The sequence below is a fragment of the Pseudomonas fragi genome (assembly GCF_002269505.1).
Classification (GTDB): domain Bacteria; phylum Pseudomonadota; class Gammaproteobacteria; order Pseudomonadales; family Pseudomonadaceae; genus Aquipseudomonas; species Aquipseudomonas fragi_D.
The window spans coordinates 120,222-140,567 of sequence record NZ_NQKQ01000013.1; the positions used below are offsets into that span (position 1 = coordinate 120,222).

At 61.8% G+C, this 20,346-nt stretch carries 16 protein-coding genes; 1 reads left to right on the forward strand and 15 read right to left on the reverse strand.

Going from position 1 to position 20,346, the window contains the following annotated elements; all coding sequences use genetic code 11:
- Positions 1 to 241 precede the first annotated feature (241 nt).
- On the reverse strand, positions 242 to 1,591 hold the full coding sequence (gene gudD / locus CJU81_RS13685; RefSeq protein ID WP_095037070.1) for a glucarate dehydratase: 1,350 nt from the start codon (positions 1,589 to 1,591) through the stop codon (positions 242 to 244).
- Between the two features lie 13 nt (positions 1,592 to 1,604).
- Complete coding sequence (locus CJU81_RS13690; RefSeq protein ID WP_095030266.1) at positions 1,605 to 2,945, reverse strand: MFS transporter; 1,341 nt, start codon at positions 2,943 to 2,945, stop codon at positions 1,605 to 1,607.
- Between the two features lie 320 nt (positions 2,946 to 3,265).
- Between CJU81_RS13690 and CJU81_RS13695 the strand changes: the two genes are divergently transcribed.
- Positions 3,266 to 3,976 (forward strand): FadR/GntR family transcriptional regulator, encoded by a 711-nt coding sequence (locus tag CJU81_RS13695; protein ID WP_095037071.1) that lies wholly within the window; start codon positions 3,266 to 3,268, stop codon positions 3,974 to 3,976.
- A 6-nt stretch (positions 3,977 to 3,982) separates the two neighbouring features.
- Here CJU81_RS13695 and CJU81_RS13700 read toward each other — a convergent pair whose 3' ends face one another.
- The 13 genes from CJU81_RS13700 to CJU81_RS13760 form a co-directional block, all read right to left on the reverse strand.
- Positions 3,983 to 6,325: a tetratricopeptide repeat protein gene (locus CJU81_RS13700; RefSeq protein WP_095037072.1), complete on the reverse strand. Its 2,343-nt coding sequence runs from the start codon at positions 6,323 to 6,325 to the stop codon at positions 3,983 to 3,985.
- Positions 6,326 to 6,349: 24 nt separating this feature from the next.
- Positions 6,350 to 8,836 carry a fused MFS/spermidine synthase gene (locus CJU81_RS13705; protein WP_095037073.1) on the reverse strand — a complete coding sequence of 829 codons (2,487 nt, stop codon included), beginning with the start codon at positions 8,834 to 8,836 and terminating at the stop codon, positions 6,350 to 6,352.
- A gap of 127 nt (positions 8,837 to 8,963) precedes the next feature.
- On the reverse strand, positions 8,964 to 10,550 hold the full coding sequence (locus CJU81_RS13710) for an arylsulfatase (RefSeq protein WP_095037074.1): 1,587 nt from the start codon (positions 10,548 to 10,550) through the stop codon (positions 8,964 to 8,966).
- Between the two features lie 51 nt (positions 10,551 to 10,601).
- On the reverse strand, positions 10,602 to 11,687 hold the full coding sequence (locus CJU81_RS13715) for an HAD family hydrolase (protein ID WP_254924872.1): 1,086 nt from the start codon (positions 11,685 to 11,687) through the stop codon (positions 10,602 to 10,604).
- Entirely contained in the window at positions 11,684 to 12,736 is a 1,053-nt protein-coding gene (locus CJU81_RS13720; RefSeq protein ID WP_095037075.1) for a BatD family protein, read from the reverse strand. The genes CJU81_RS13715 and CJU81_RS13720 overlap by 4 nt, the downstream gene beginning before the upstream one ends.
- Positions 12,733 to 14,310, reverse strand: coding sequence for a VWA domain-containing protein (locus tag CJU81_RS13725; RefSeq protein WP_095037076.1), 1,578 nt, complete (start codon positions 14,308 to 14,310; stop codon positions 12,733 to 12,735). The genes CJU81_RS13720 and CJU81_RS13725 overlap by 4 nt, the downstream gene beginning before the upstream one ends.
- Positions 14,291 to 15,304 (reverse strand): vWA domain-containing protein, encoded by a 1,014-nt coding sequence (locus CJU81_RS13730; protein WP_095037077.1) that lies wholly within the window; start codon positions 15,302 to 15,304, stop codon positions 14,291 to 14,293. The genes CJU81_RS13725 and CJU81_RS13730 overlap by 20 nt, the downstream gene beginning before the upstream one ends.
- A complete protein-coding gene (locus tag CJU81_RS13735) occupies positions 15,291 to 15,779 on the reverse strand; it encodes a DUF4381 domain-containing protein (RefSeq protein ID WP_095037078.1) in 489 nt (162 codons plus the stop codon). The genes CJU81_RS13730 and CJU81_RS13735 overlap by 14 nt, the downstream gene beginning before the upstream one ends.
- Positions 15,776 to 16,726, reverse strand: coding sequence for a DUF58 domain-containing protein (locus CJU81_RS13740; RefSeq protein WP_095037079.1), 951 nt, complete (start codon positions 16,724 to 16,726; stop codon positions 15,776 to 15,778). The genes CJU81_RS13735 and CJU81_RS13740 overlap by 4 nt, the downstream gene beginning before the upstream one ends.
- On the reverse strand, positions 16,726 to 17,706 hold the full coding sequence (locus CJU81_RS13745) for an AAA family ATPase (RefSeq protein WP_095037080.1): 981 nt from the start codon (positions 17,704 to 17,706) through the stop codon (positions 16,726 to 16,728). The genes CJU81_RS13740 and CJU81_RS13745 overlap by 1 nt, the downstream gene beginning before the upstream one ends.
- A gap of 24 nt (positions 17,707 to 17,730) precedes the next feature.
- Complete coding sequence (locus CJU81_RS24250) at positions 17,731 to 18,240, reverse strand: hypothetical protein (RefSeq protein ID WP_254924873.1); 510 nt, start codon at positions 18,238 to 18,240, stop codon at positions 17,731 to 17,733.
- The gene (locus CJU81_RS13755; RefSeq protein ID WP_095037081.1) at positions 18,237 to 18,998 is read right to left on the reverse strand and encodes a DUF2092 domain-containing protein; all 762 of its coding nucleotides are present in this window, start codon (positions 18,996 to 18,998) and stop codon (positions 18,237 to 18,239) included. Before CJU81_RS13755 ends, CJU81_RS24250 begins: the two co-directional genes overlap by 4 nt.
- An 11-nt stretch (positions 18,999 to 19,009) precedes the next feature.
- Positions 19,010 to 19,918, reverse strand: a complete 909-nt coding sequence (locus CJU81_RS13760) for a transporter (protein WP_095030253.1) — start codon at positions 19,916 to 19,918, stop codon at positions 19,010 to 19,012.
- Between the last annotated feature and the right edge of the window lie 428 nt (positions 19,919 to 20,346).

Consider the following 20,346-nt stretch of genomic DNA (forward strand, 5'->3'; position numbering starts at 1 on the left):
ATGACTTAGGTCAGTATTGCCTTGAAATAAAATGTGCAGAATCACTTGTTACTGATTGTTACGATAGGGTAAGATCGCCCCGCGTTCACCTACCACGGTTTATGCATTTTTAAGCCCCAAGTTTCCATCAGCTACTTGGGCTTTTTTTTGCCTGAAATTTGATATTGGATCCAGTTTTCGGGCAAGAAAAAGGCGCCAATCGCTGGCGCCTTCAGGCAGTTGCCACGCTCTAATGAGCGATTCAACGCACCAGACAGGGCTTTTTGTTGTCGTATTTCCAGCCGGGAATCATGTACTGCATGGCTACGCTGTCATCCCGTGCACCCAGGCCCATGCCTTTGTACAGTTCGTGAGCCTTGGCCACGGCGTCCATGTCGATGTCCACGCCCAAACCAGGCTTTGTCGGAACCTTGATGTGGCCGTCGACAATTTTCAGCGGTTCACGGGTCAGGCGCTGGCCGTCCTGCCAGATCCAGTGGGTATCAATGGCGGTGATGTCCCCCGGCGCTGCAGCCGCAACCTGGGTGAACATGGCCAGGGAAATATCAAAGTGGTTGTTGGAGTGCGAGCCCCAGGTCAGGCCCCATTCGTGGCACATCTGTGCAACGCGTACCGAGCCCTGCATCGTCCAGAAATGCGGGTCGGCCAGGGGAATGTCCACGGCTTGTGACTGAATCGCATGGCCCATTTCGCGCCAGTCAGTGGCAATCATGTTGGTAGCCGTAGGCAGGCCGGTGGCGCGGCGGAACTCAGCCATCACTTCGCGCCCCGAATAGCCGTTTTCGGCGCCACACGGGTCTTCGGCATAGGCCAGCACCTGATGCTGATCACGGCACAGGGCGATGGCTTCTTTAAGTGACCATGCGCCATTGGGGTCCAGGGTGATGCGCGCATCGGGGAAGCGCTCGGCCAGTGCGGTTACTGCCTCGATTTCTTCGGCGCCGCGCAGCACGCCGCCCTTGAGCTTGAAATCGTTGAAACCATAACGGGCTTGCGCCGCGTCTGCCAGGCGCACAATGGCTTCAGGGCTCAGCGCCTTTTCATGGCGCAGGCGTTGCCAGTCATCACCTTCGGTTTCATTGCGGTAGGCCAGATCGGTCTGTTGGCGATCGCCAATGTAAAACAGGTAGCCGAGCATCTTTACCGCATCGCGTTGCTGGCCTTCGCCAAGCAGGGCTGCCACTGGCACTTCCAGGAACTGGCCGAGCAAGTCGAGCAGGGCGGCTTCCATGGCGGTGACGGCGTGGATGGTGATGCGCAGGTCGAAGGTCTGCAGGCCGCGCCCCGCCGAATCGCGGGCGGCGAAGGTGCTGCGCATGGCGTTGAGAACGCTCTGGTAGTTGCCGATGGGCTGGCCCACCACCAGGTTGCGGGCGTCTTCCAGGGTTTCGCGGATGCGTTCGCCACCGGGCACTTCACCCACGCCGATATGGCCGCTGCTGTCCTTGAGGATAACGATATTGCGGGTAAAAAAGGGGCCGTGGGCGCCACTGAGGTTGAGCAGCATGCTGTCATGGCCCGCCACCGGAATTACCTGCAGGCTGGTGACGATCGGAGCTTTTATGGCGTGATGTTGATGGTCGGCGTTCATGGTCTGGTCCTTGTCAGGCAGGTTGCAGGGCGGTGGGGGTCACGGCCGTGGGAGTGGGTTTGGTCTTGGCAAAGAACACAATGAGAGCCGCAATGATCGACGTGCCGGCCAGACCATAGAGGCCGCCCTGGATCGAGCCGGTGGTTTGTTCCAGGAAGCCGAAGGTGGTGGGGGCGACGAAGCCGCCGAGGTTGCCGATGGAATTGATCAGCGCGATGACCGCCGCCGCGATGCGTGCATCCAGGTAGCCCTGGGGAATGGGCCAGAACAGCGCCGAAGCCGATTTGAAACCGATGGCGGCAAAGCAGATGGCGATAAACGCAAAGATCGGTCCGCCGGTAGTGGACATAAACATGCCGATGGCGGCAATGACCAGGGCGGCCGCCACCCAGGCCTGCTGGAACCTGAATTTGCTGGCCAGCGAGGCAAAGGCGTACATGGCAATGATGGAGATCAGCCACGGGATCGAGTTGTAAAAGCCCACCTGGATATCGCTCAGGTCGCCCATTTTTTTGATGATGCTCGGCAGCCAGAAGGTGGCCGCGTAAATGGTCAGCTGGATACAGAAATAGATCGCGCAGAACAGCATGATCTGACGATCCTTGAGCAGCATGCCCAGGGTTGGCTTGACGGTGTTGGCGGCATCGCGTTCACGCTGCTCGCGGTCAATCTCGTTGACCAGCGCATCTTGCTCGGCACGGCTGAGCCACTTGGCGTCATGAGGTTTTGAGTCCAGCCAGAACCACACAAACACGCACAGCACCACCGAGGCCATGCCTTCGATGATGTACATCCACTGCCAGCCATGCAGGCCCATGCCGGTGATTTGCAGCAGCAGGCCGCTCAGTGGTCCCGAGATCAGCGAGGCCAGTGCCGAGCCGCTGAGGAAGATGGCAATCGCCTTGCCGCGTTCGGCGCCTGGCAGCCAGCGGGTGAAGTAATAGATCACGCCCGGGAAGAAGCCCGCTTCGGCTACGCCGAGCAGAAAACGCAGGATATAGAAGTGGGTTTCGTTCTGGATAAAGGCCATCAGGGTGGCGGTGATGCCCCAGGTGAACATGATCCGGGTCAGCCAGATGCGGGCGCCGACTTTTTGCAGCAGCATATTGGACGGCACTTCAAACAGTGCGTAGCCGATGAAAAACAGCCCGGCACCGAAACCATAGGCGGCGGCACCAATGCCCAGATCGTGCTCCATGTGGCTGCGCACAAAGCCGATGTTTACCCGGTCGATGTAGTTGACGATAAACATGATGACGAAGAGCGGCAGTACATGCCTCTTCACCTTTTGGATCGCACGGGCCAGGACGGGGTCGTTGGCGTACGCAGCAGACGGATTGCTGGAAGTGTTCACAATTCAAAGCCCCACTGATTATTTTTATGCGGGTTATGTGTGCCGCAGGTCAGGCCTGCAGTTGCCAGACATCATACGAGTTGGCTTTTTTCCTGGCAATGCTTTGAAACAAACCAAAAAGTTATAAAAATGTCGATATAGATACTGAAGTGTCAATTTTCGGGTGATTTGCTGGCTTTAAGGCCAAATAAAGCTGCAAAAGAGGTACTTGCCTGAAGGCCGTAATCAGTTTTAAGCACAGGTTTGTCTGATTTTTATATAACTTGTCATACATGTTCGGGTGCTACTATCAGGCCGTCTTGTTCGAAGGGATTTGCCCCATGCACGACCCCCAGAGTGCGCCGTTGCGCAAGCGTTCACCGGGCCTGGCCCACGACATAGTGGCCGAGCTGACACAGCGAATCCTGCTGGGCCAACTGGCACCCGGCGAGAAGCTGCCTTCCGAGTCGGCCATCGTGCGCGAGTACGGTGTGAGCCGCACGGTGGTGCGTGAAGCAATATCCAAGTTGCAGGCAGCGGGGCTGGTCGAAACCCGTCACGGCATTGGTACCTTCGTGCTTGAGCGTGATCAGCGCCAGGGCATTCACTTGAGCCGGGATACCGCGGCCAGCGTGCGCGGTATCGTCGAATTGCGCCTGGGCCTGGAGACCCAGGCCGCGGCGCTGGCCGCCAGGCGTCGCACGGAGGAACAACTGCTGCAGATGCGCCAGGCGCTGGATGACCACCAGAATTCACTGGCCAACAATGACAGCAGCGTCGAGCCGGACCTGCGCTTCCACCAGTTGATTGCTCAGGCGACAGGCAACGCGTACTTCACCGATATCATTGCCCAGTTGGGGCGTTCGGTGATTCCGCGTACCCGGATCAATAGTGAAGAGCGCGGTGATACCGACCTCAAGCAGCTTGGGCAAATGGCCGTTCTGGAGCATGAGGCAATCTTGCGCGCGATCCGCCGCCAGGACCCCGACGCCGCCCGCGCTGCCATGCTGCTGCATTTGAGCAACAGCCTGGAGCGCATGGCGGGGGAGTGAGGGCTGTCACTTCAACGCCATATCCTCAGGATTGATCTGTTTCCAGGCTTGCAGCACCACCTGCGCCTTGGGCTCCTGGCCGCTGTCGAGGTAGAACTGGATCAACGCCAGACGCGCATCGCGAAACGCCGGCTGGCGTTTGAGCAGTTCTTCCATTTGTGCGCAGGCCTGGTCGAGCTGGCCGCTCTGGTGCAGGGCCACCGCCAGCACATAGCGGTACTGGCTGTTGTCCGGTTCCAGTTTCACGGCCTGCTGCAAAGCTTTCATCGCTTGTTCGGGCTGGCCGGCGCGAATCAATGCCAGCCCCTGGCTGTGTTGCAACAATGCTGCCTGGGGTTGTGCCTTGATCGCGCCGCTGAGCAGGGTCGAGGCCTCGGAACTTCGCCCGCTGGCCTCCAGCCATTGGGCGAGAGTGACCAGCGCCGGGTAGAAGTCGGGATCACGCAGCAACGCGGCGCGCAGCTTGGGCTCAACCTCGGCATTGCGCCCGCTGGCCTGGTACAGCATGGCCAGATTGAGGTTGGACTCGGCCCGTTCGGCCAGGCTCAGTTGCACGCTTTCGTATTCACCGATGGCTGTGTCCCACCCGTGCTGATACGTCCCCAAGCCAGCGCGAGCAGCGCCCTGCAGGTTGCGAGCGGCAATGATGCGCACCGCACGCACGTCGTCACTGAGTAACGGGCCGAGCAACTCGATCCGCTCGGCAGGTGGCAAGAAGGCGCTCACCGCCCGTACCGCGCTTTCACGCACTTGCGCAGCGGGATGGTTGAGGTCCTTGCTGGCCAGTTTCAGCGCGGATTCGCTGGGGTAGTTGGCCAGCTCGGCCAACAGCGTTGCGCGTTGAATTGCCGGCAGATTGTTGCGCCGCAATTGCTCGTACAGCGTCTGCGCCGCACCCGGCCGGCCTGCCCGTATCAGCCACAGGCTTTCATCATAGCGCGCCGCTTGTGGTGCATCGTGGGCGCTCCATAGCTTGAATTGCTCGGTTACCCGGTCTGCGGCCTTGCCCTGATGGCAGGTCAGGCAGGCGTCAGGGGTACCCAGGACTTTGGCCCGCAGCGGGTTGGGGATGCTGAAGCTGTGGTCATGGCGAAAGTCGTTGCCCATGTAAAACTTCCCGGGCATATGGCAATCCACGCATTGCGAACCCGGCTGGCCTTCGGCATGGCGATGGTGGTCGATGGAGTCATAGTTCTTCGCTTGCAGGCCCTTGCCGTCAATTCCGGGGATCGCAGCCTTGCCGGCGGTGTTGTGGCATTGCAGGCACACGCCATTGCCCGGCGCCTTGAGTTCGGTGCTGTGGGGGTTGTGACAGTTGCTGCAACGCACGCCCTTGTCGAACATTTTGCTTTGCAGGAACGAGCCGTGTTCGAACACCTCGTCCTTGATCTTACCGTCCAGTGCGTACAGTTCGCGGGTCAGTACGCTGGGCAGGTAGTCGTCCATCAGGCGCTTGCCCACGGTAAAGCCATCGCCCAGTGGTGCGCGGCGGGCATGGCAGCGGGCGCAGGTTTCGATCTCGACAGTGGCGTCCTTGCTTTTAAGGTCAACGTCAAAGCCGCTGTGGGGCAACGGGTTGTTTTCGGTTACGGCGCGCAAATGGCTGGACGCCGGACCGTGGCAGGCCTGGCAACCGACGCCGAGGCTGTTCCACTGGCTGTTGAAGGTGTTGGCGGTGGCGTCGAAGTTGCGCTTGTAGCCGGTGGTGTGGCACTCGACGCACATGAAGTTGGCGTTCTGGCTGGGCTTGCTCCAGTGCAGCGGGTTCTTGAAATTCACGCCCTGGCCCGGGTACAGATGGAACCAGCGGTTTTTTTCAGTATCCCAGGCCACGCCCAGGGCTTGCAGCTTGCCGTCACCGACTTCGATCAGATACTGCTGCAACGGTGCAATGCCGAAGGTGTAGGCGACCTTGAAGTCGGCGGGCTTGCCATCGGCCCCCGGTGTGTTGACCCAGAACTCGTTACCTTTGCGATAGAACCGGCTGTTCTCGCCTTCGCCCTTGAACGCGGCATTGTTGAAATCAGCGAGCACAGTCTGCGGCTCGGCCACCTGCATGGCCAGTTGATGATGAGAGCCTTGCCAGTCTTTGACCTGGGCGTCGTGACAGCCCTGGCACTGTTGTTCGTCAACCATCTGCGCCGGGGCGGATTTTGGGCTCACAGAAGCGATTGCCGCAGGCGGGGGCGTCAACACCACCGGTACCGGCACCGGGCGGTTGAGATAAAACCACAGCCCGCCCAGCACCAGCAGCAACACTGCGGTGCTTATGGGTAACAGGTAACGGCTCATCAGGGTTGGACGCGAATCAGGTCGGTTTGCAGCTTTTATAGTTTTAGTTTTGGGCATTGCGACTTCCGTATCGAAAAGGCTCTAGCGTTCACCGACAAACCAGCGGTAATAGGGGTTGGCGCCATCGCCACGCATCACTTCCCGGATATCCCGGCTCCATGCCTCGCGGTCGCCCTCATAGGCATGCAGGCTGGAACGGTAGAACTGCATCAGGCGTTGCTGATGGGTATTCATGCGCTCGACAAACTCCGGGGCGGCATTGAGCAACACTGCCGGTTGGCGCAGGTCGAGCAACGCCGGCAGTACCCGGCTGATTTCTTTGCTGCGAACCCAGGGAGCGTACTCGATACGCGGTTGGTCGTCCGTGACGGCCGGCGCATCTGCAGCAAAACGCTGCAGCCCTGCACGGTCGGTCACCCAGGTCGCCAGCAGTGCCGCTGACGAAGCCACGCCCACTTCCTGCAGGGCGCTGCGTACGCCGGGTTGCTCGAAGCGGGCACTGATGCGCGCAGCGTCCAGTTCAATCGGCTGCAATGACCCCACCAACAGCATTTCGTGAAACTCGCTGGTCCATAGCGTGGCGTAAGGGAACATGTCGAGAAAACTGCGCACCAGCGAGCGCGAGTCGTCGATATTCTGCGTCGGCAACGGCAGCCATTGCGCAACGATCCCTTGCGGTTGCAGGCGCTGCGCAGCCAGTTGATAGAAGTCCCGCGAGTACAGGTTGACCACTCCGGCGGCGGAGGGCGGTGGAGGTTCAAGGGTGATCAGGTCATACCGTTGTTCGCTGCGCAAAAGCTCCTGGCGACCGTCGCGCAAACGTACCTGCAAGCCGGGATTGGCAGCCGCAGCGAAGTTGCCCTTGAACAGGCTTGAAGCCTTGACCACCGAGGGCAGCAACTCGGCCACCACCCGCTGCTCCAGTCCTGGATAACTGAGCAGGGCCCCGGCGGTGATCCCGGTACCAAAGCCGATCACCAGCGCCGAGCGTGGTTCGCCGTTGTGGATCAACAGCGGCAACAGGGCCTGGATGCGCATGTAGCGCAGCGATGGCATGGCGTCCCCGGTGTTGGACACGCCCTGGATGTACAGGCGGTGAAAGGTACGTTCACCCTTGCCCTGAGTCACAACGGCAACCGTACCACCGCGACCTTCCTGATAAAACGCCAGCTCACCGTTGCGGGCGCCGGGCAGCAGTTCGGCGAGGCGCTCGACCGGCGTCAATATGGCCACCAGCAACGCTGCCAGGCTGACCGCAATCACGCCCTGGCGATGACCTTTCTTGACTCCGTGGCCCTGGCGTACCGCGATAAAACCTGTTGCCGCAGCGATGATCGCCAACACCCCGAGGGTATGGACCAGCCCCAGCCAGGGGATCAGGACAAAACCGCAGAGCGCAACGCCAACAATCCCGCCCAGCGTGTTGTACGCCACCACTGCGCCGACATCCCGCCCGACCCGACCGGGACCGACGCACAGGCGCAGGGCTACCGGGAAGGCTGCGCCCAGCAACAACGTGGGGACAAACACAATACTCAGTGCCGCCACCGCGAAGCGCGCGCTCATGCCCAGCAACACACTGCCACCGAAGGCCAGTACCGCAGTCTCTGCCTGGGTTTGCAGCAGGATCAGCCAGCGCCCCAGCAGGGCGATTTCCAGCAGTGCTACCAGCCCGGCTCCAGCGATCAGCAAGGCAAAAATGCCCCAGGGGTCGCGCAGCCGATCAACCCGGCGAGCCATCAGGCTGCTGCCGATAAACAGTCCCGCCAGGTAAGTGGCCAGCACCACGGCAAAGGCATAGGTACGGGTGCTCATGAACTGAACGATCGACTGCGACCAGACCACTTCGTAGCCCAGCGCGACTCCACCCGCGATCGCATACAAGGCCATGGCCAGCCGGGCCGGTTTTGCTGCCGCGCTGGACGCTACGGGGCCGGTGACCGTTGCGTGCTGCCCGCGTTGCAAGCACAGGGCAGCCACGGCGGCAATCAGGTTGAGCGCGGCGGCAACAACGGCACTGGCGAACACTCCGAGGCTGGCAATCAACACGAAGGCGGTGAGCAGGGTGCCGACAATCGCCCCGCCGGTATTGGCGGCATACAGGCGGCCACCGGCCTGGCCCAGATGGTGCGGGTCAGCCGCCAGTGCGCGCATCAGCACGGGCAGCGTGCCGCCCATCAAGAGGGCGGGCAGGCCCACCAGCATCAATGGCAGCAACCAGGCGGGCAGGCCGATCCGTTGTTCGAGCCAGGCGAATGGCGCGGCTGCCATGCCCAGACCCAGCGTGGCGCCGATGCCGAGCACGGCCACTCCGACCTCAAGGCCCGCATACAACAACAAGGGCTTGCCCAGGCGGTCGGCGTAACGGCCAAACAGCAGCCCGCCAAGGGCCAGCCCGGCAAAGAAGGCGCTGATACCCGTGGTGATGGCATCCACCTCGACACCGATCACCAGCGACAGTTGTTTGATCCACAGCACCTGATAAATCAGGGCGGCAGTACCGGAGATAAACAGCAGCAAGGCGGGGGCAGACAATGCAGTACGGCTGGACGTTAAGGGTGAAGGCATTGCGCGGGAGCCTTGTGCGGAGAGAATTCGGATGGAGTGCATAAAGATCAAAAGCCCCTCACCCTAACCCTCTCCCGGAGGGAGAGGGGACTAAAGGCAAAAGCGGGTGAGGGCTGGCATCACACAATTACTGCGTGGATTGATGTTTCATTTTTTCCGCAATCTTGGCGTCTACCGCTGCCCGTACCTGATCGATACTGAAGCTTGGCGGCTTCTGGCTCGGCGGATAATCGACGAAGGTTTCCAGGAAGTTGGCCGCCTTCATGATTGCCAGTTCGTTCAAGTAGACGTTTTTCGTGCTCCAGTCGTAATACTGATCGGAGACCACGTCAGCCCGCTCGAACGGGTCCATGCGCAGGTTGAAGATTTTCGGCACCCGCAGGCACACGAAAGGCTCGCTCCAGACCTTGAAACCGCCCGGCTCGCGTTGCTCGCAGAACACCACTTTCCAGTTGTCGAAACGCATCGATACCAGCATGCCGTCATCGTTGAAGTAGTAGAATTCGTTGCGATTGCCCTTGGGTTGTTCGCCGGTCAGGTACGGCAGCTGGTTGAAACCGTCCAGGTGCACCTTGAAGTTGCTGCCGCCTGCCACCGGGGCCCAGCCCTTGAGCAACTTGTCTTTGACATCGGCATCCCCGGCCACCGCGAGCAGGGTCGGGAACCAGTCCAACCCCGAGAACATCTCGTTGCTCACTTCACCGGCCTTGATCTTGCCCGGCCAGCGCACGATTGCCGGGACGCGGAAGGCACCTTCCCAGTTGGAGTTCTTCTCGTTGCGAAACGGCGTGGTCGCCGCGTCCGGCCAGGAGAACTGGTTAGGCCCGTTGTCGGTGGTGTAGACCACGATGGTGTTGTCGGCGATTTTCAGGTCGTCGAGGGTTTTCAGCAGTTTGCCGACGTCGCCGTCATGCTCAAGCATGCCATCGGCGTACTCGTTGCCGGGCATACCACTCTGGCCCTTCATCGAGTCGCGCACGTGGGTAAAGACGTGCATGCGCGTGGTGTTCATCCACACAAAGAAAGGCTTGTCGGCCTTGGCCTGCTTTTCGATAAATGCCTGCGCCGCCGCGGTGGTTTCATCGTCGATGGTTTCCATGCGCTTGGCGGTCAGGGCCCCGGTGTCTTCAATCTTGCCGTCGGCAAAACTGTGAATCACGCCACGGGGCGAGGTGGCCTTGACGAAGGCCGGGTCATCCTTGGGCCAGTACGGGCGCTCAGGCTCTTCTTCGGCATTGAGGTGGTACAGGTTGCCGAAGAACTCGTCAAAACCATGATTGGTCGGCAAGTATTCGTCGCGATCGCCCAAGTGGTTTTTACCGAACTGTGCTGTGGCGTAGCCTTGCGACTTGAGCGCCTGAGCGATGGTGATATCGCGCTTTTGCAGGCCCACCGGTGCCCCCGGGATGCCGACCTTGGACAGGCCGGTGCGCAGCGGCGTCTGCCCGGTGATAAATGACGAGCGTCCGGCGGTGCAGCTGTTCTCCGCGTAGTAGTCGGTGAACATCATGCCTTCTTTGGCAATTCGGTCGATGTTGGGGGTTTTGTAGCCCACCACGCCCATGGAGTAGGCGCTGATATTGGATTGGCCAATGTCATCACCAAAAATCACCAGGATATTGGGCTTTTCAGCGGCTGCGGCGGTGGCAGAAAACGCCATCACCGAAGCCGCCACGAGGGCTAGCTGGGGTAACCACTTGGCTATTCGAGTCATGCAACTTGCTCCTTGTTGACCTGGTTAGTGCACTGCTGACGGCTATTTTTCTTATTGCTGTTGCTCGTTTGCACTGGCCTCGAACGGGTAGATCCGTCGCCATTGCGACGCCATATCGACGATAGTCCAGTCTTGTTGTTTTGCTTGATCGAGCGCCTTGTCCAGGCGACCGATTTTCGAGTCCCTGTCATAGGCCCATTCGCGCTTGGCGTCGGTGTGGTGCACCAGGCCCATAAAGCGCGGCCCCGTGCCTGCAGCCGTCCACTGGAGCATCTGCAGGTCGCCGTCGGAGTTGCCGAAGGCGAGGATCGGCCGGCGGCCAATCACGCTGTCGATGCTCACCGGCTTGCCGGGGCCGTCATCGTTATGGGCGATTTTTGCGGTGCGCAGGATGGACGGTTTACCGTCCTTGAGCTGGTACTCGGTGACAAACGTGGAGCCGATCACGTGCTCCGGCGGGATGCCATAGACCTCTTCAGCAAACACGCGCATAAAGCCGGTATCGCCGCCGGACACGATCCAGGTCTTGAAGCCTTGCTCGCGCAGGTAATCCAGCACTTCCAGCATCGGCTGGTAGACCATCTCGGTGTAGGGCTTGCCGGTTGTCGGGTGGCGGGCCTTGCTTAGCCAGGCCTGCACGTTGTTGCGAAATTCATCGGTGGTAAGCCCGGCATGGCTGGCCATAAAGATTTTCAGCAGGCCCTCCATGCCGCTTTCGGCGAGGGCCTTGTGGTCGTTTTCCAGTACCGCCTTGAACGGTTGCTGGTCTTTCCATTCCGGGTGTTGGGGGGCCATGCGTTTGATTTCGTCGAAGGCAAACAGCTCCTCGAAATAACCCGGTTGTTCGCTCCACAGGGTGCCATCGTTGTCGAACACGGCAATCCGCGCTTCGGGTTTTACAAAGCCCTTACTGTCGGGCGTGGTGACCGTCTCGACAAATTCGATGATGCTTTTTTTCGCCGGGCCCTGGTTCCAGGAGGGCAACGGATCGGCAGCCAGGGCGAACAGGGGCAGGGCGAATAGCAGTGTCGCTGCCGTTCTTGCCGAGATCCTTTTGCTCCAGTGGGAGCGAGCCTGCTCGCGAAGGCCATTTGCGAGCAGGCTCGCTCCCACGGCTACAGGTTTTTGTTTATTCATTTTTGGAAGTCCTTTTCATGTCTTGGGTTGAGCGGGCGCAAACCATAGTTTTTGCGCGGTGGGCGGTTGCGCAGCCAGTGCCTGACGGCGTTGAGAACATGCAGCAAGCGACCCCGGTTTACATACAGGGCAACGGCCAGCAGCAACGCGGCAGCGCCCACCAGCCAAAAGGCGGGCAGCCGTAACCGGGTGGGTTGGCCCATTTGCCTGAGGTCGTCAACGATCGAGAACACCGGGGTGTCGCTGCTGCGGGCCGTGGCCTTGAAGGTGAAGGCCGGGAGTTCGCTGAAACGGGTTTTACGGTTCACGCTGTCCCACCACTTGACGCGGATCGTCGGCAGCTCGAAATCGCCTTCGCGCTGGATGCGATAACTGACGCGGTCAACGCGCTGACCGCCATTGAAACCGCCCCTGCCGTCGTTCAGATTGCTCACCTGCGGGGTTTGCGGGTAGGCATCGAGCCCGGCCACCGAACCCTGGGACGGGGCGGGCAAGGCCAGCCCCGGAGTGCCGTCAGCCTGTAACGTCACGCTGCGGGTCAGGCTGTCACCCACCTTGAACGGGCCGCCTGAGGGCGTGAGGGACTGGCTCAGGCGCAATGCGCTGGCCGCCAGTACCGGCTCGCCGGGGCTGAAACCCTCGGGCAGGCTGGCACGAAAGGTCAACGCCGGGGTTTGCCCCGACAGCTCATGGCTGGCCTGCGCCGGGGTGGCACGCACCGTCAAAGGCGCGATGGAGAATGCTTGTGCCTGGGTCGGGGTGATTCGGTAGGTGTAGCGCAGGCCGCTGAACGTCTGGCCCTGAATCGTCTGCGACAGGTGCCCGGCCTCTCCATTGGGTGGCATCACATCAGTACCGGCCAGGCTCAGTTCGGGCAATGACGCACCATGGGTAAACCAGGTGTCGGTCAGCACATCGACCTGGAGTTGCACGGCTTCGCCAACCACCACGGCGTCGCCCGGTACCAGTCGGGCCTGCACCAGCAATTGCGGTTCGTCGGCCTGCGCCAGGCCGACGAACACCAGCAGTGCCAAGGCGCAGGACTTCATGGCGCCACCTTCTGATCTTGCAGGCTGAATTTTTGCCGCAGGAAATTGGCCGGGGAGGTGGTCAGGTTTTGCAGCCACTGTTCGTCACTGGCCGCCTGCCGGGTTTGCACTGGCTTGCTCTGGCCTTTGCCTGGGGGCTTGTCGAATTTGACTGCGTCGGGTTTGACCTCGGGGGTGTTCTGCTCGGCGCTGTCGGTGTCTTTTTCCAGGGCAATGGCCAATGCCAGGTTGGCGCTGGCTTCGGGGAATTGGGGTTGCAGGGTCAAGGCCTGGCGATAGGCGGCAATCGCCTGCTCGAACTTGAAGCGGCGCACGTAAATATTGCCCAGGTAAAAGTACGCCTGAGCGGTGTTCAACTGGGCAAAGCTGGCCAGTGCCAGATCGAAGTCGGCGGCGTTATAAGCTGCGATGCCTTTCCAGTAAGGATCGACAAATAACTCGGCCGCTGCCGGGTAGTGCTGGTGTTCAAAGGCCCAACGCCCTTGCTGATCCCGGGTGAAGAAGGCATCGGTCAGTGCGTTGGCGTGCGCCGGTGCCGGTTGCAGGGCCAGCCCTGCGCCCAGCAGCAGGACAGCGTTCCAGTTCAGGCTCCAGCCACGGCGCACCGAGAACCAGGCCATCAACAGCAGGGGGCCGCACAACCAGTAGCCGGCGTCTTTCCATTGCAGCTCGCGCTGCTCGTCGCTGGCGGCCTGGAAGTGTTGTCGGGCGTGGCCTTCGACCCAGTCCAGATCATCGTTGTTAAGGGTCAGGCTGCCCAGCGGCGCATCCGTAGCGGCGGCCAGTTGCTTGAGCGCGGCGCTGTCGAATGTGCCCAGTTGCGGGCGGCCGGTACTGTCGGTGCGTGGTTGACCGCTGGCATCGCGAATGATCCCGCCATTGCTGCTGCCCACCGCCAGTACCAGCACTTGCAGGGCATTGCCCGGCAACAGGGCTTTGAGGCTGTCCAGTTGGGTGGTGTCGGCACCGTCGGTGATCAGCAACAGGGTGCCGGGTGCTTTCTCGGCCTGCAGCAGGCGCTTGGCCTGCTCGATCACGGCCGCCACGTTTTTGCCGGGCCGGGCGATCAGGTCGGTGCCCAGGGCCTGGACAAAACTGTCGAGCAATGCCGGGTCGTCGGTGGCAGGCAAGACCAGATGGGCGCTGCCCGCGTAGGCAATCAGGGCGGTACGGGCACCGCTGCGGCGGGCGATCAGGTCATGCAGTGTGTGCTTGGCGGCTTCCAGTCGGGTGGGCTGCACATCGCTGGCATCCATTGACGGTGACAGGTCGAGGGCGATGATCAGCGGGGCGCGGTTTTGCAGGAAGGCCGGGCGGTCCTGTTCCCAGGTGGGGCCTGCCGTCGCAACGGCGCCGATGATCAGCAGGGCTGCGGTCAAATGCACCGGGCGCAGGTGGTGGCTGTCGGTCGGGGTGACCAGCAAGTGGGGCAACAGGTGCGGGGCTATGATCGCCCGCAGGCGTCGTTGCTGGTCATGACTGCGCCGCCATAACAGCGGTAGCAGGGCGCCGACAATCGCCAGCAGTAGCCAGGCCGGGCGCAGAAAGTGGAAATCACTGAGGTTGATCTCCATCCAGGGCCTCCTGCGGTGGCGGGTGCGGGTGCCGCCGTGAGGCCAGCAGCGCGATCAGGTGATACAGCGTCATCAGGCTGATGGCGGCCGCTACCGGCAACCAGAACAGGTCACGTTTGGGCTGGTGGCTGAACGTCTGCACGGTGTGCGGGGTGATGCGGTCGAGGGTGGCGTACACCTGGTTCAGGCTGTCGCGGTCTTCAGCGCGAAAGTACTGGCCGCCCGTGCTGTTGGCGATGCCCTGCAGGGCGGCCAGGTTGACCTTGGCTTGGCCGTCGGCATTCGGATCGCCGATGCCGATGGTGTGGATCACCACGCCTTTGGCCGCTGCCATGGCCGCGGCACGGGGTACGGGGATGGCGCTGCTGGTGTCGTTGCCGTCGGTGAGCAGGATCAGCACTTTCTCCTGTTCGTGGGCCTGGTCCAGCAGTTTGAGGCTCAGGCCGATGGCGTCGCCGATGGCGGTGTCGGGCCCGGCCATGCCGATGCCGGTATCGTCCAGCAGCAGCGCCAGGCTGGCGTGGTCGAGGGTCAGGGGGGCTTGCGGATAGGCCGCGCTACCAAACAGGATCAGGCCGATGCGGTCGTCCTTGCGCCGGGCAATAAAGTCCTGCACCACGTGTTTGACCGCGCTCAGGCGGTCGATTTTCTGGCCGCTGGCGTCGGTGAAGTCGGTGGTTTCCATCGACTGTGAGATATCGATGGCGAGCATCAGGTCGCGTGCCGGTTGTTGGCGCTCGATGGGTTTTTCGACCCATACCGGTCTGGCCACGGCCACCACCAGCAGTGCCCATACCAGCAGGTTGAGCAGCAATTGCCCGCTATTGTGCTGCGCGCCTACCACTTGAGGGGCCTGATCGACAGCGCGGCTCATCGCGTAGAAAAATGGCACGCGCACCGCACTGCGGGCTTCGCGGTAGGCGGGCAGCCAGCGGTAGCCGAACCACGGCAAGGGTAGCAATAGCAGCAGCCAGGGGTAATCAAACTGCCACATGGTGCAGCTCCACCCAGCGTGTGCAGGTTTCGACCAACTGCTGGCGTTGTGTGGCGGGCAGGGCGAGCAATTGCTCATCCGGGGCGTAGGCCAGAAACGCCAGTTGCTGGCTGAAATCCTCGGGCACAGGCTGCGGGCCGTGGCGGCGTAAAAAGTCTTGCCAGGCCTCGCCCTGCAACGCCCCCGCTGCCTGCGCAACGGGCATGGACAGGGCCACCCGTTTAAGCAGCGTGGGCAGCTCGCGCAAAGTGCCCAGCGGGTCGTTGGCCGCGCTCAGTTGCGCCAGTCGTTGCAAGGCTTCACGCCGGTAGCGGTCACGCCGCCAATGCCAGCAGGCACGTGCAGCCCAGACCGCCAGGCCGCTCAGCACAAGCCCAAGCAAGGCCCACCAGCCCCAGGTCTGCGGCATGTAGCTGACGGGTGCTGGCAGGGCCAGGGTCTGCAGTTGGTCAATGCTGGGGATAGGGCTGGTCATGTCCGCGCCCCGCCCAGTTTGCCCAGTTCGATACGCAGCTGGCTGTGGGCGTCCCGGGCGGTGCTGAACATCATCAGCGGCACCTGGCTGCGGCGCAGCAGGCTGGCGATGTCCTTGAAGCGCCCGCTGAGGAAGTCGCCCAGCGGCTGGCGTACGTGCGCATGCTGTACTGCCAGTTCCACTTGCAACTGGCCCTGGGTAACCAGCAGGCGCCCGGTATCGGGGAGGTCCAGCGCCAAGGGGTCGTAGACCTGCATGGCGATGACATCGTTGTGCACTGCCAGTTGGCGCAGCAACTGCAGGGTGTGCGGTCCGGCCCCGGCGAAATCGCTGATCAGGCAGATCAGGTGGTCATGCCCGGCAATGGCCAGGCAATGTTGCAGAACCTTGTCCAGCTGATCGGCGTCTTCGCAGTCGGGCTGTGTGGCATTGAGTTCCTGGTTATGCCGGGCGATTTTGCTGCAGAGCGCCTCGACCCGTTTGCGGCTGCGCAGCGGGGCGATGCTGTCGATGCGCTGATCGTTGAACACCAGCGCGCCCACCCGGTCGCCGGCGTTGAACACCATCCATGCGGCCAGCGCGCCCAGTTCGGCCGCGATGGCGGATTTGAAGCTGCGGCTGGAGCCAAAAAACATCGACATGCGCTGGTCGACCACGATCAATGCCGGGCGGTCGCGTTCTTCGGTAAAGGTGCGCACCACGGGTTTGCCGGTGCGCAATGAGGCGCGCCAGTCGAGGTGGCGCAGGTCGTCACCGGGTTGATAGCGGCGCAGTTCGTCGAAATTCAGGCCGCGGCCACGCAAGCGTGAAGCATGGTTGCCCGAGAGAATGCTGCCTCGGGGTTGGCGGGCGACAAAACTCAGCGCCCGGGCCTTGAACTCCAGCGTCATCAATTGCGCCAGCGAAACATAGACCAGGCCGTCGGCCTCCTGCCGTTGAGTGTGCATCAGGCGGGTATCGCGACTTTGTCGAGCAGGCGCTGCAGTACCTGATCTGCGCTGACGCCATCGGCGACGGCGTCGTAGCTCAGTTGCAGGCGGTGGCGCAGTACCGGATAGACCACGGCGCGCACGTTGTCCGGGGTGACAAAGGCCTGGCCGCGCAGCCAGGCGTCGGCACGGGCGCAGCGGTCAAGACCGATACCGCCACGGGGGCTGGCGCCGATACTGATCCAGCGGGCCAGATCGGCGTCATAGTCGGCCGGATGGCGGGTGGCGTTGATCAAGTCGATCAGGTAAGCATCGATGGCGGGGGATACGGCCACTGCGGCGACTTCGCGGCGAGCCGCGAAAATCACCTCCTGAGCCAGGGTAAACGCCGGCGCTGTGTCGGCCGTGGCGTGTTGCGACTGTTCCTCGGCGCGCAGCATGCGCAGCACCTGGGATTCGTCTGCCGGCTCGGGGTAGTCGAGCATTACCTTCATTACAAAGCGGTCCATCTGCGCCTCGGGCAGCGGGTAGGTGCCTTCCTGCTCGATGGGGTTTTGCGTGGCCAGCACCATAAACAGTGCGGGCAACGGGTGGCTGTTGCCGGCGACGGTGATCTGCCGCTCTTCCATGGCTTCAAGCAGGGCCGCCTGAACCTTGGCCGGGGCGCGGTTGATTTCGTCGGCCAGGATCAGATTGCCGAACAGTGGCCCGGGTTGAAAACGGATCAGGTTCTGGCCGTCAACCTGGTGCAGCACCTCGGCGCCGGTGATGTCCGATGGCAGCAGGTCGGGGGTGAACTGGATACGGCTCATCTGCGCATCCAGGTGTCTGGCCAGCGCCTTGACGGTGCGGGTCTTGGCCAGTCCCGGCAGGCTTTCGAGGAGCAGATGACCGTTGGCCAGCAGGCCGACGATGATCTGGCGAATAACCTCGTCCTGGCCCAGCACCGCTTCGGAGATGCTGGCTTGCAGGGCATTCAGATCGTTGAGCGCTGTCATCTAGCATTCCTTGCTTGAGCACGATTACCAGGGGGCGGGGACCACTACAAACTGCACGTTGCCACCCACATAACGCGGCTGATACCAGGTCGGGCCGCAGTGTTGATACGCCACATTGTTGGCCACGACCGATACACAGTCCGCTGGCACGCTGGTGACTTGCGAGCCGATGGCGATTGCCGTGGTCGCGGTTGCACCCACCACGGCGGCTGCGGCCCACGGGTGATACCAGTTGTCCGGCGGTGGAGGCGGTGGTGGTGGCGGCATGGGCCGTGGCGGTGGCGGCATCGGCCGTGGCGCCGGGTAAGGATGCGGTTGCGGGTATGGGCGCGGCTCCGGTTGCGGATGCGGGCCGGGCTGCGGGTGTGGTTGTGGTTGCGGCATGGGGTGCGGTGGCGGTGGATGCCCGCCAGTGTGCGGCACCACAAATGTACGTGCACCGCCCCCCCCGCGCAGTTGCCAGGCCTGGGCGATGGAGGTGTGCAGCAGGCAGGCGCTGAGTACGCCACACAGCAGCCAATGCAGGCGCTTCATGGTTGCGCCTCCAGGCTGTACTTGCTGGGGGCCCATTGCAATGGCACTTCCTGCGCGCCGTGCGGGGGGTCGAATTCAAAGCTGGTGGCGCTGAGCGCCGGTTTGAGCTGCCAGGTAAAGTCGACGCTGTGACGCGGGTGTTCGGGTATGTCGCGGCGGGTGATGGTCAGGCGGCACGGCAAGGGCTGTTCGCCCTGACGCAGCCAGAGTTGCCAGTCGATATCATCCTGACGCAAGGCGTAATGATCACAGCGCTGACCGTCCAGTGTGTCGCTGCCGATCAGCAGGGCTGAACGCAGGCCGGCCTGTTGGGCGGTGTTGGCGTTCCAGCGGAACAGATCGGCCAGTGGCAACTCAATGCCGTAGCGGCTGTTGAGCAGGTCAATCAGCCCATTGATACTGGCGGGTGCGGGGGCGCTGGCATAGTAGGGGCCGGGGCTCTGGTAAACGGTGAAGCGCTTGCCGTTGTAATAAAGGGTGCGGCGCACGCCTTGATTATCTACCGACACCATCAGTTTGTCTGGTTGCTGGGCCAGCAGTTGGGTGGTGTGACGGAACTCGACTGTCTGGCCGCTTTCCAGCACCTGGTCGGTCTGGCTGTGGGCCTCGACGCCAAACTGCTTGAGGCTGCGTAAGTAACTGCCCATCCGCTCCAGCGCCTGCAGGGTTGCAGGTTCAATGGCAATGTCTGGCGCGGCATGAACCTGCCCGGTAAAGACCAGAAGCAGGCCAAGCAGGGTATGACGCAAGGCTGGCATGTTGGCGGCCTCTACCAGACGTACTGCATGCGCAGGGTCCAGGTGGTGACATCCGGCGACCCTCTGCGCTCGGCCACGGTGTCGCTGTAGGCCAGCAGGCCACCGAATTGTGGCGTGAGCATGAAGCCAAGGCTGGCGCCGGCCAGAGTGCTTTCCTGTTTGTTGTCCTGCCAGTCACCGTCGATTTTGGTTTCGCCGCCACGGGTGTAAGTGGCGTCCAGCGAAGCCCAGAGGGCGCGATTGATGGTGTAGCTGTAATGGCCCTCAACGGCATACAGCGGCTTTTGCTCAAGCTTGCTGTTGCCCTGGTATTCATCGTTGTCACCGAACAGCGAAACCCAGGTATTGAGCTCCAGCCAGGTCGGGCCGATGGGTGTGCCGAAGCCCAGTTCCGGCTTGAACACCCAGCGGTTGGCGCCGATATTGATAATCCGGTTTTTGTCGTAATCCCCGGTTGGGGTTGTTACCCACAACGCGCCGGTGAGGAAGGTTTCCGGAGTCCATTTGGCGAACTCCTCGTTGCTCAGGGCCGGGCCGCCGAAGATGTTGTGGGCTACTACTATTTGCGTGTCGCCCATGCCGCCGTTGTGCTTTGTGCCGGTGAAATAGCGGGCGTTGTCAAACGAAGCCGACAGGTCGGCATAGGGTTGCAGCAACTGGATCGCGGTATTGCGGCCCTCCACCGAGAACGAACGGGCGTAGCGCAGGATATAAACGTCGGCATTCAGCGACAGGCCGTCGATGGGCAATGACGTATCGATGGGGGTGTTGCTGTCTACGCGGTTGTAATAGCCAAACAGCATGTTCAGGTCGGTAGGGGTGTTTTGCCAGTCACGGGCGTTGTCGGCCCAGCCGGCCAGCGGGGTCAGGATCAGAGAAAGTGCGGTGACACTGACCTTGCGGGCGGTGCTAGATCCCATTGTATTGCTCCTTCAATCGCTCTTTGGCGGTTTATCGTCCGATGCCCGGCGTGTTTATTTGTTTATTGAAGCTAGCAGCAACCCCGGACTTCGCTGGCTGGCGCAAGAAAAACTGATGATTCTGTGGGTTGGGTCTCTTTTAAAATGACGAGCGGTTATAGGTGTTGCAGGGGGAGCGGGGGTGGTGGTGTTCAAGTTTTTGCTTTTGTTGTAGCCACGCGCTTGTCCAGGCGACGGGAATGCCCCTCACAGAAGGCCGAGCGCAGGTGCTGTTATGGGGGTGGCGCGGCAGGACGCCGCGCCAGCCGCGATGGACCATGGCAAGGCGTCCGCTGCAAGGAGACAGGTCCATGCTTACTTTTGTGGCTGTTTGACAAAAGTGAGCCGCCGTAAGGGCGGAACCCGTAGAGAGCCGTGACACATCGAAT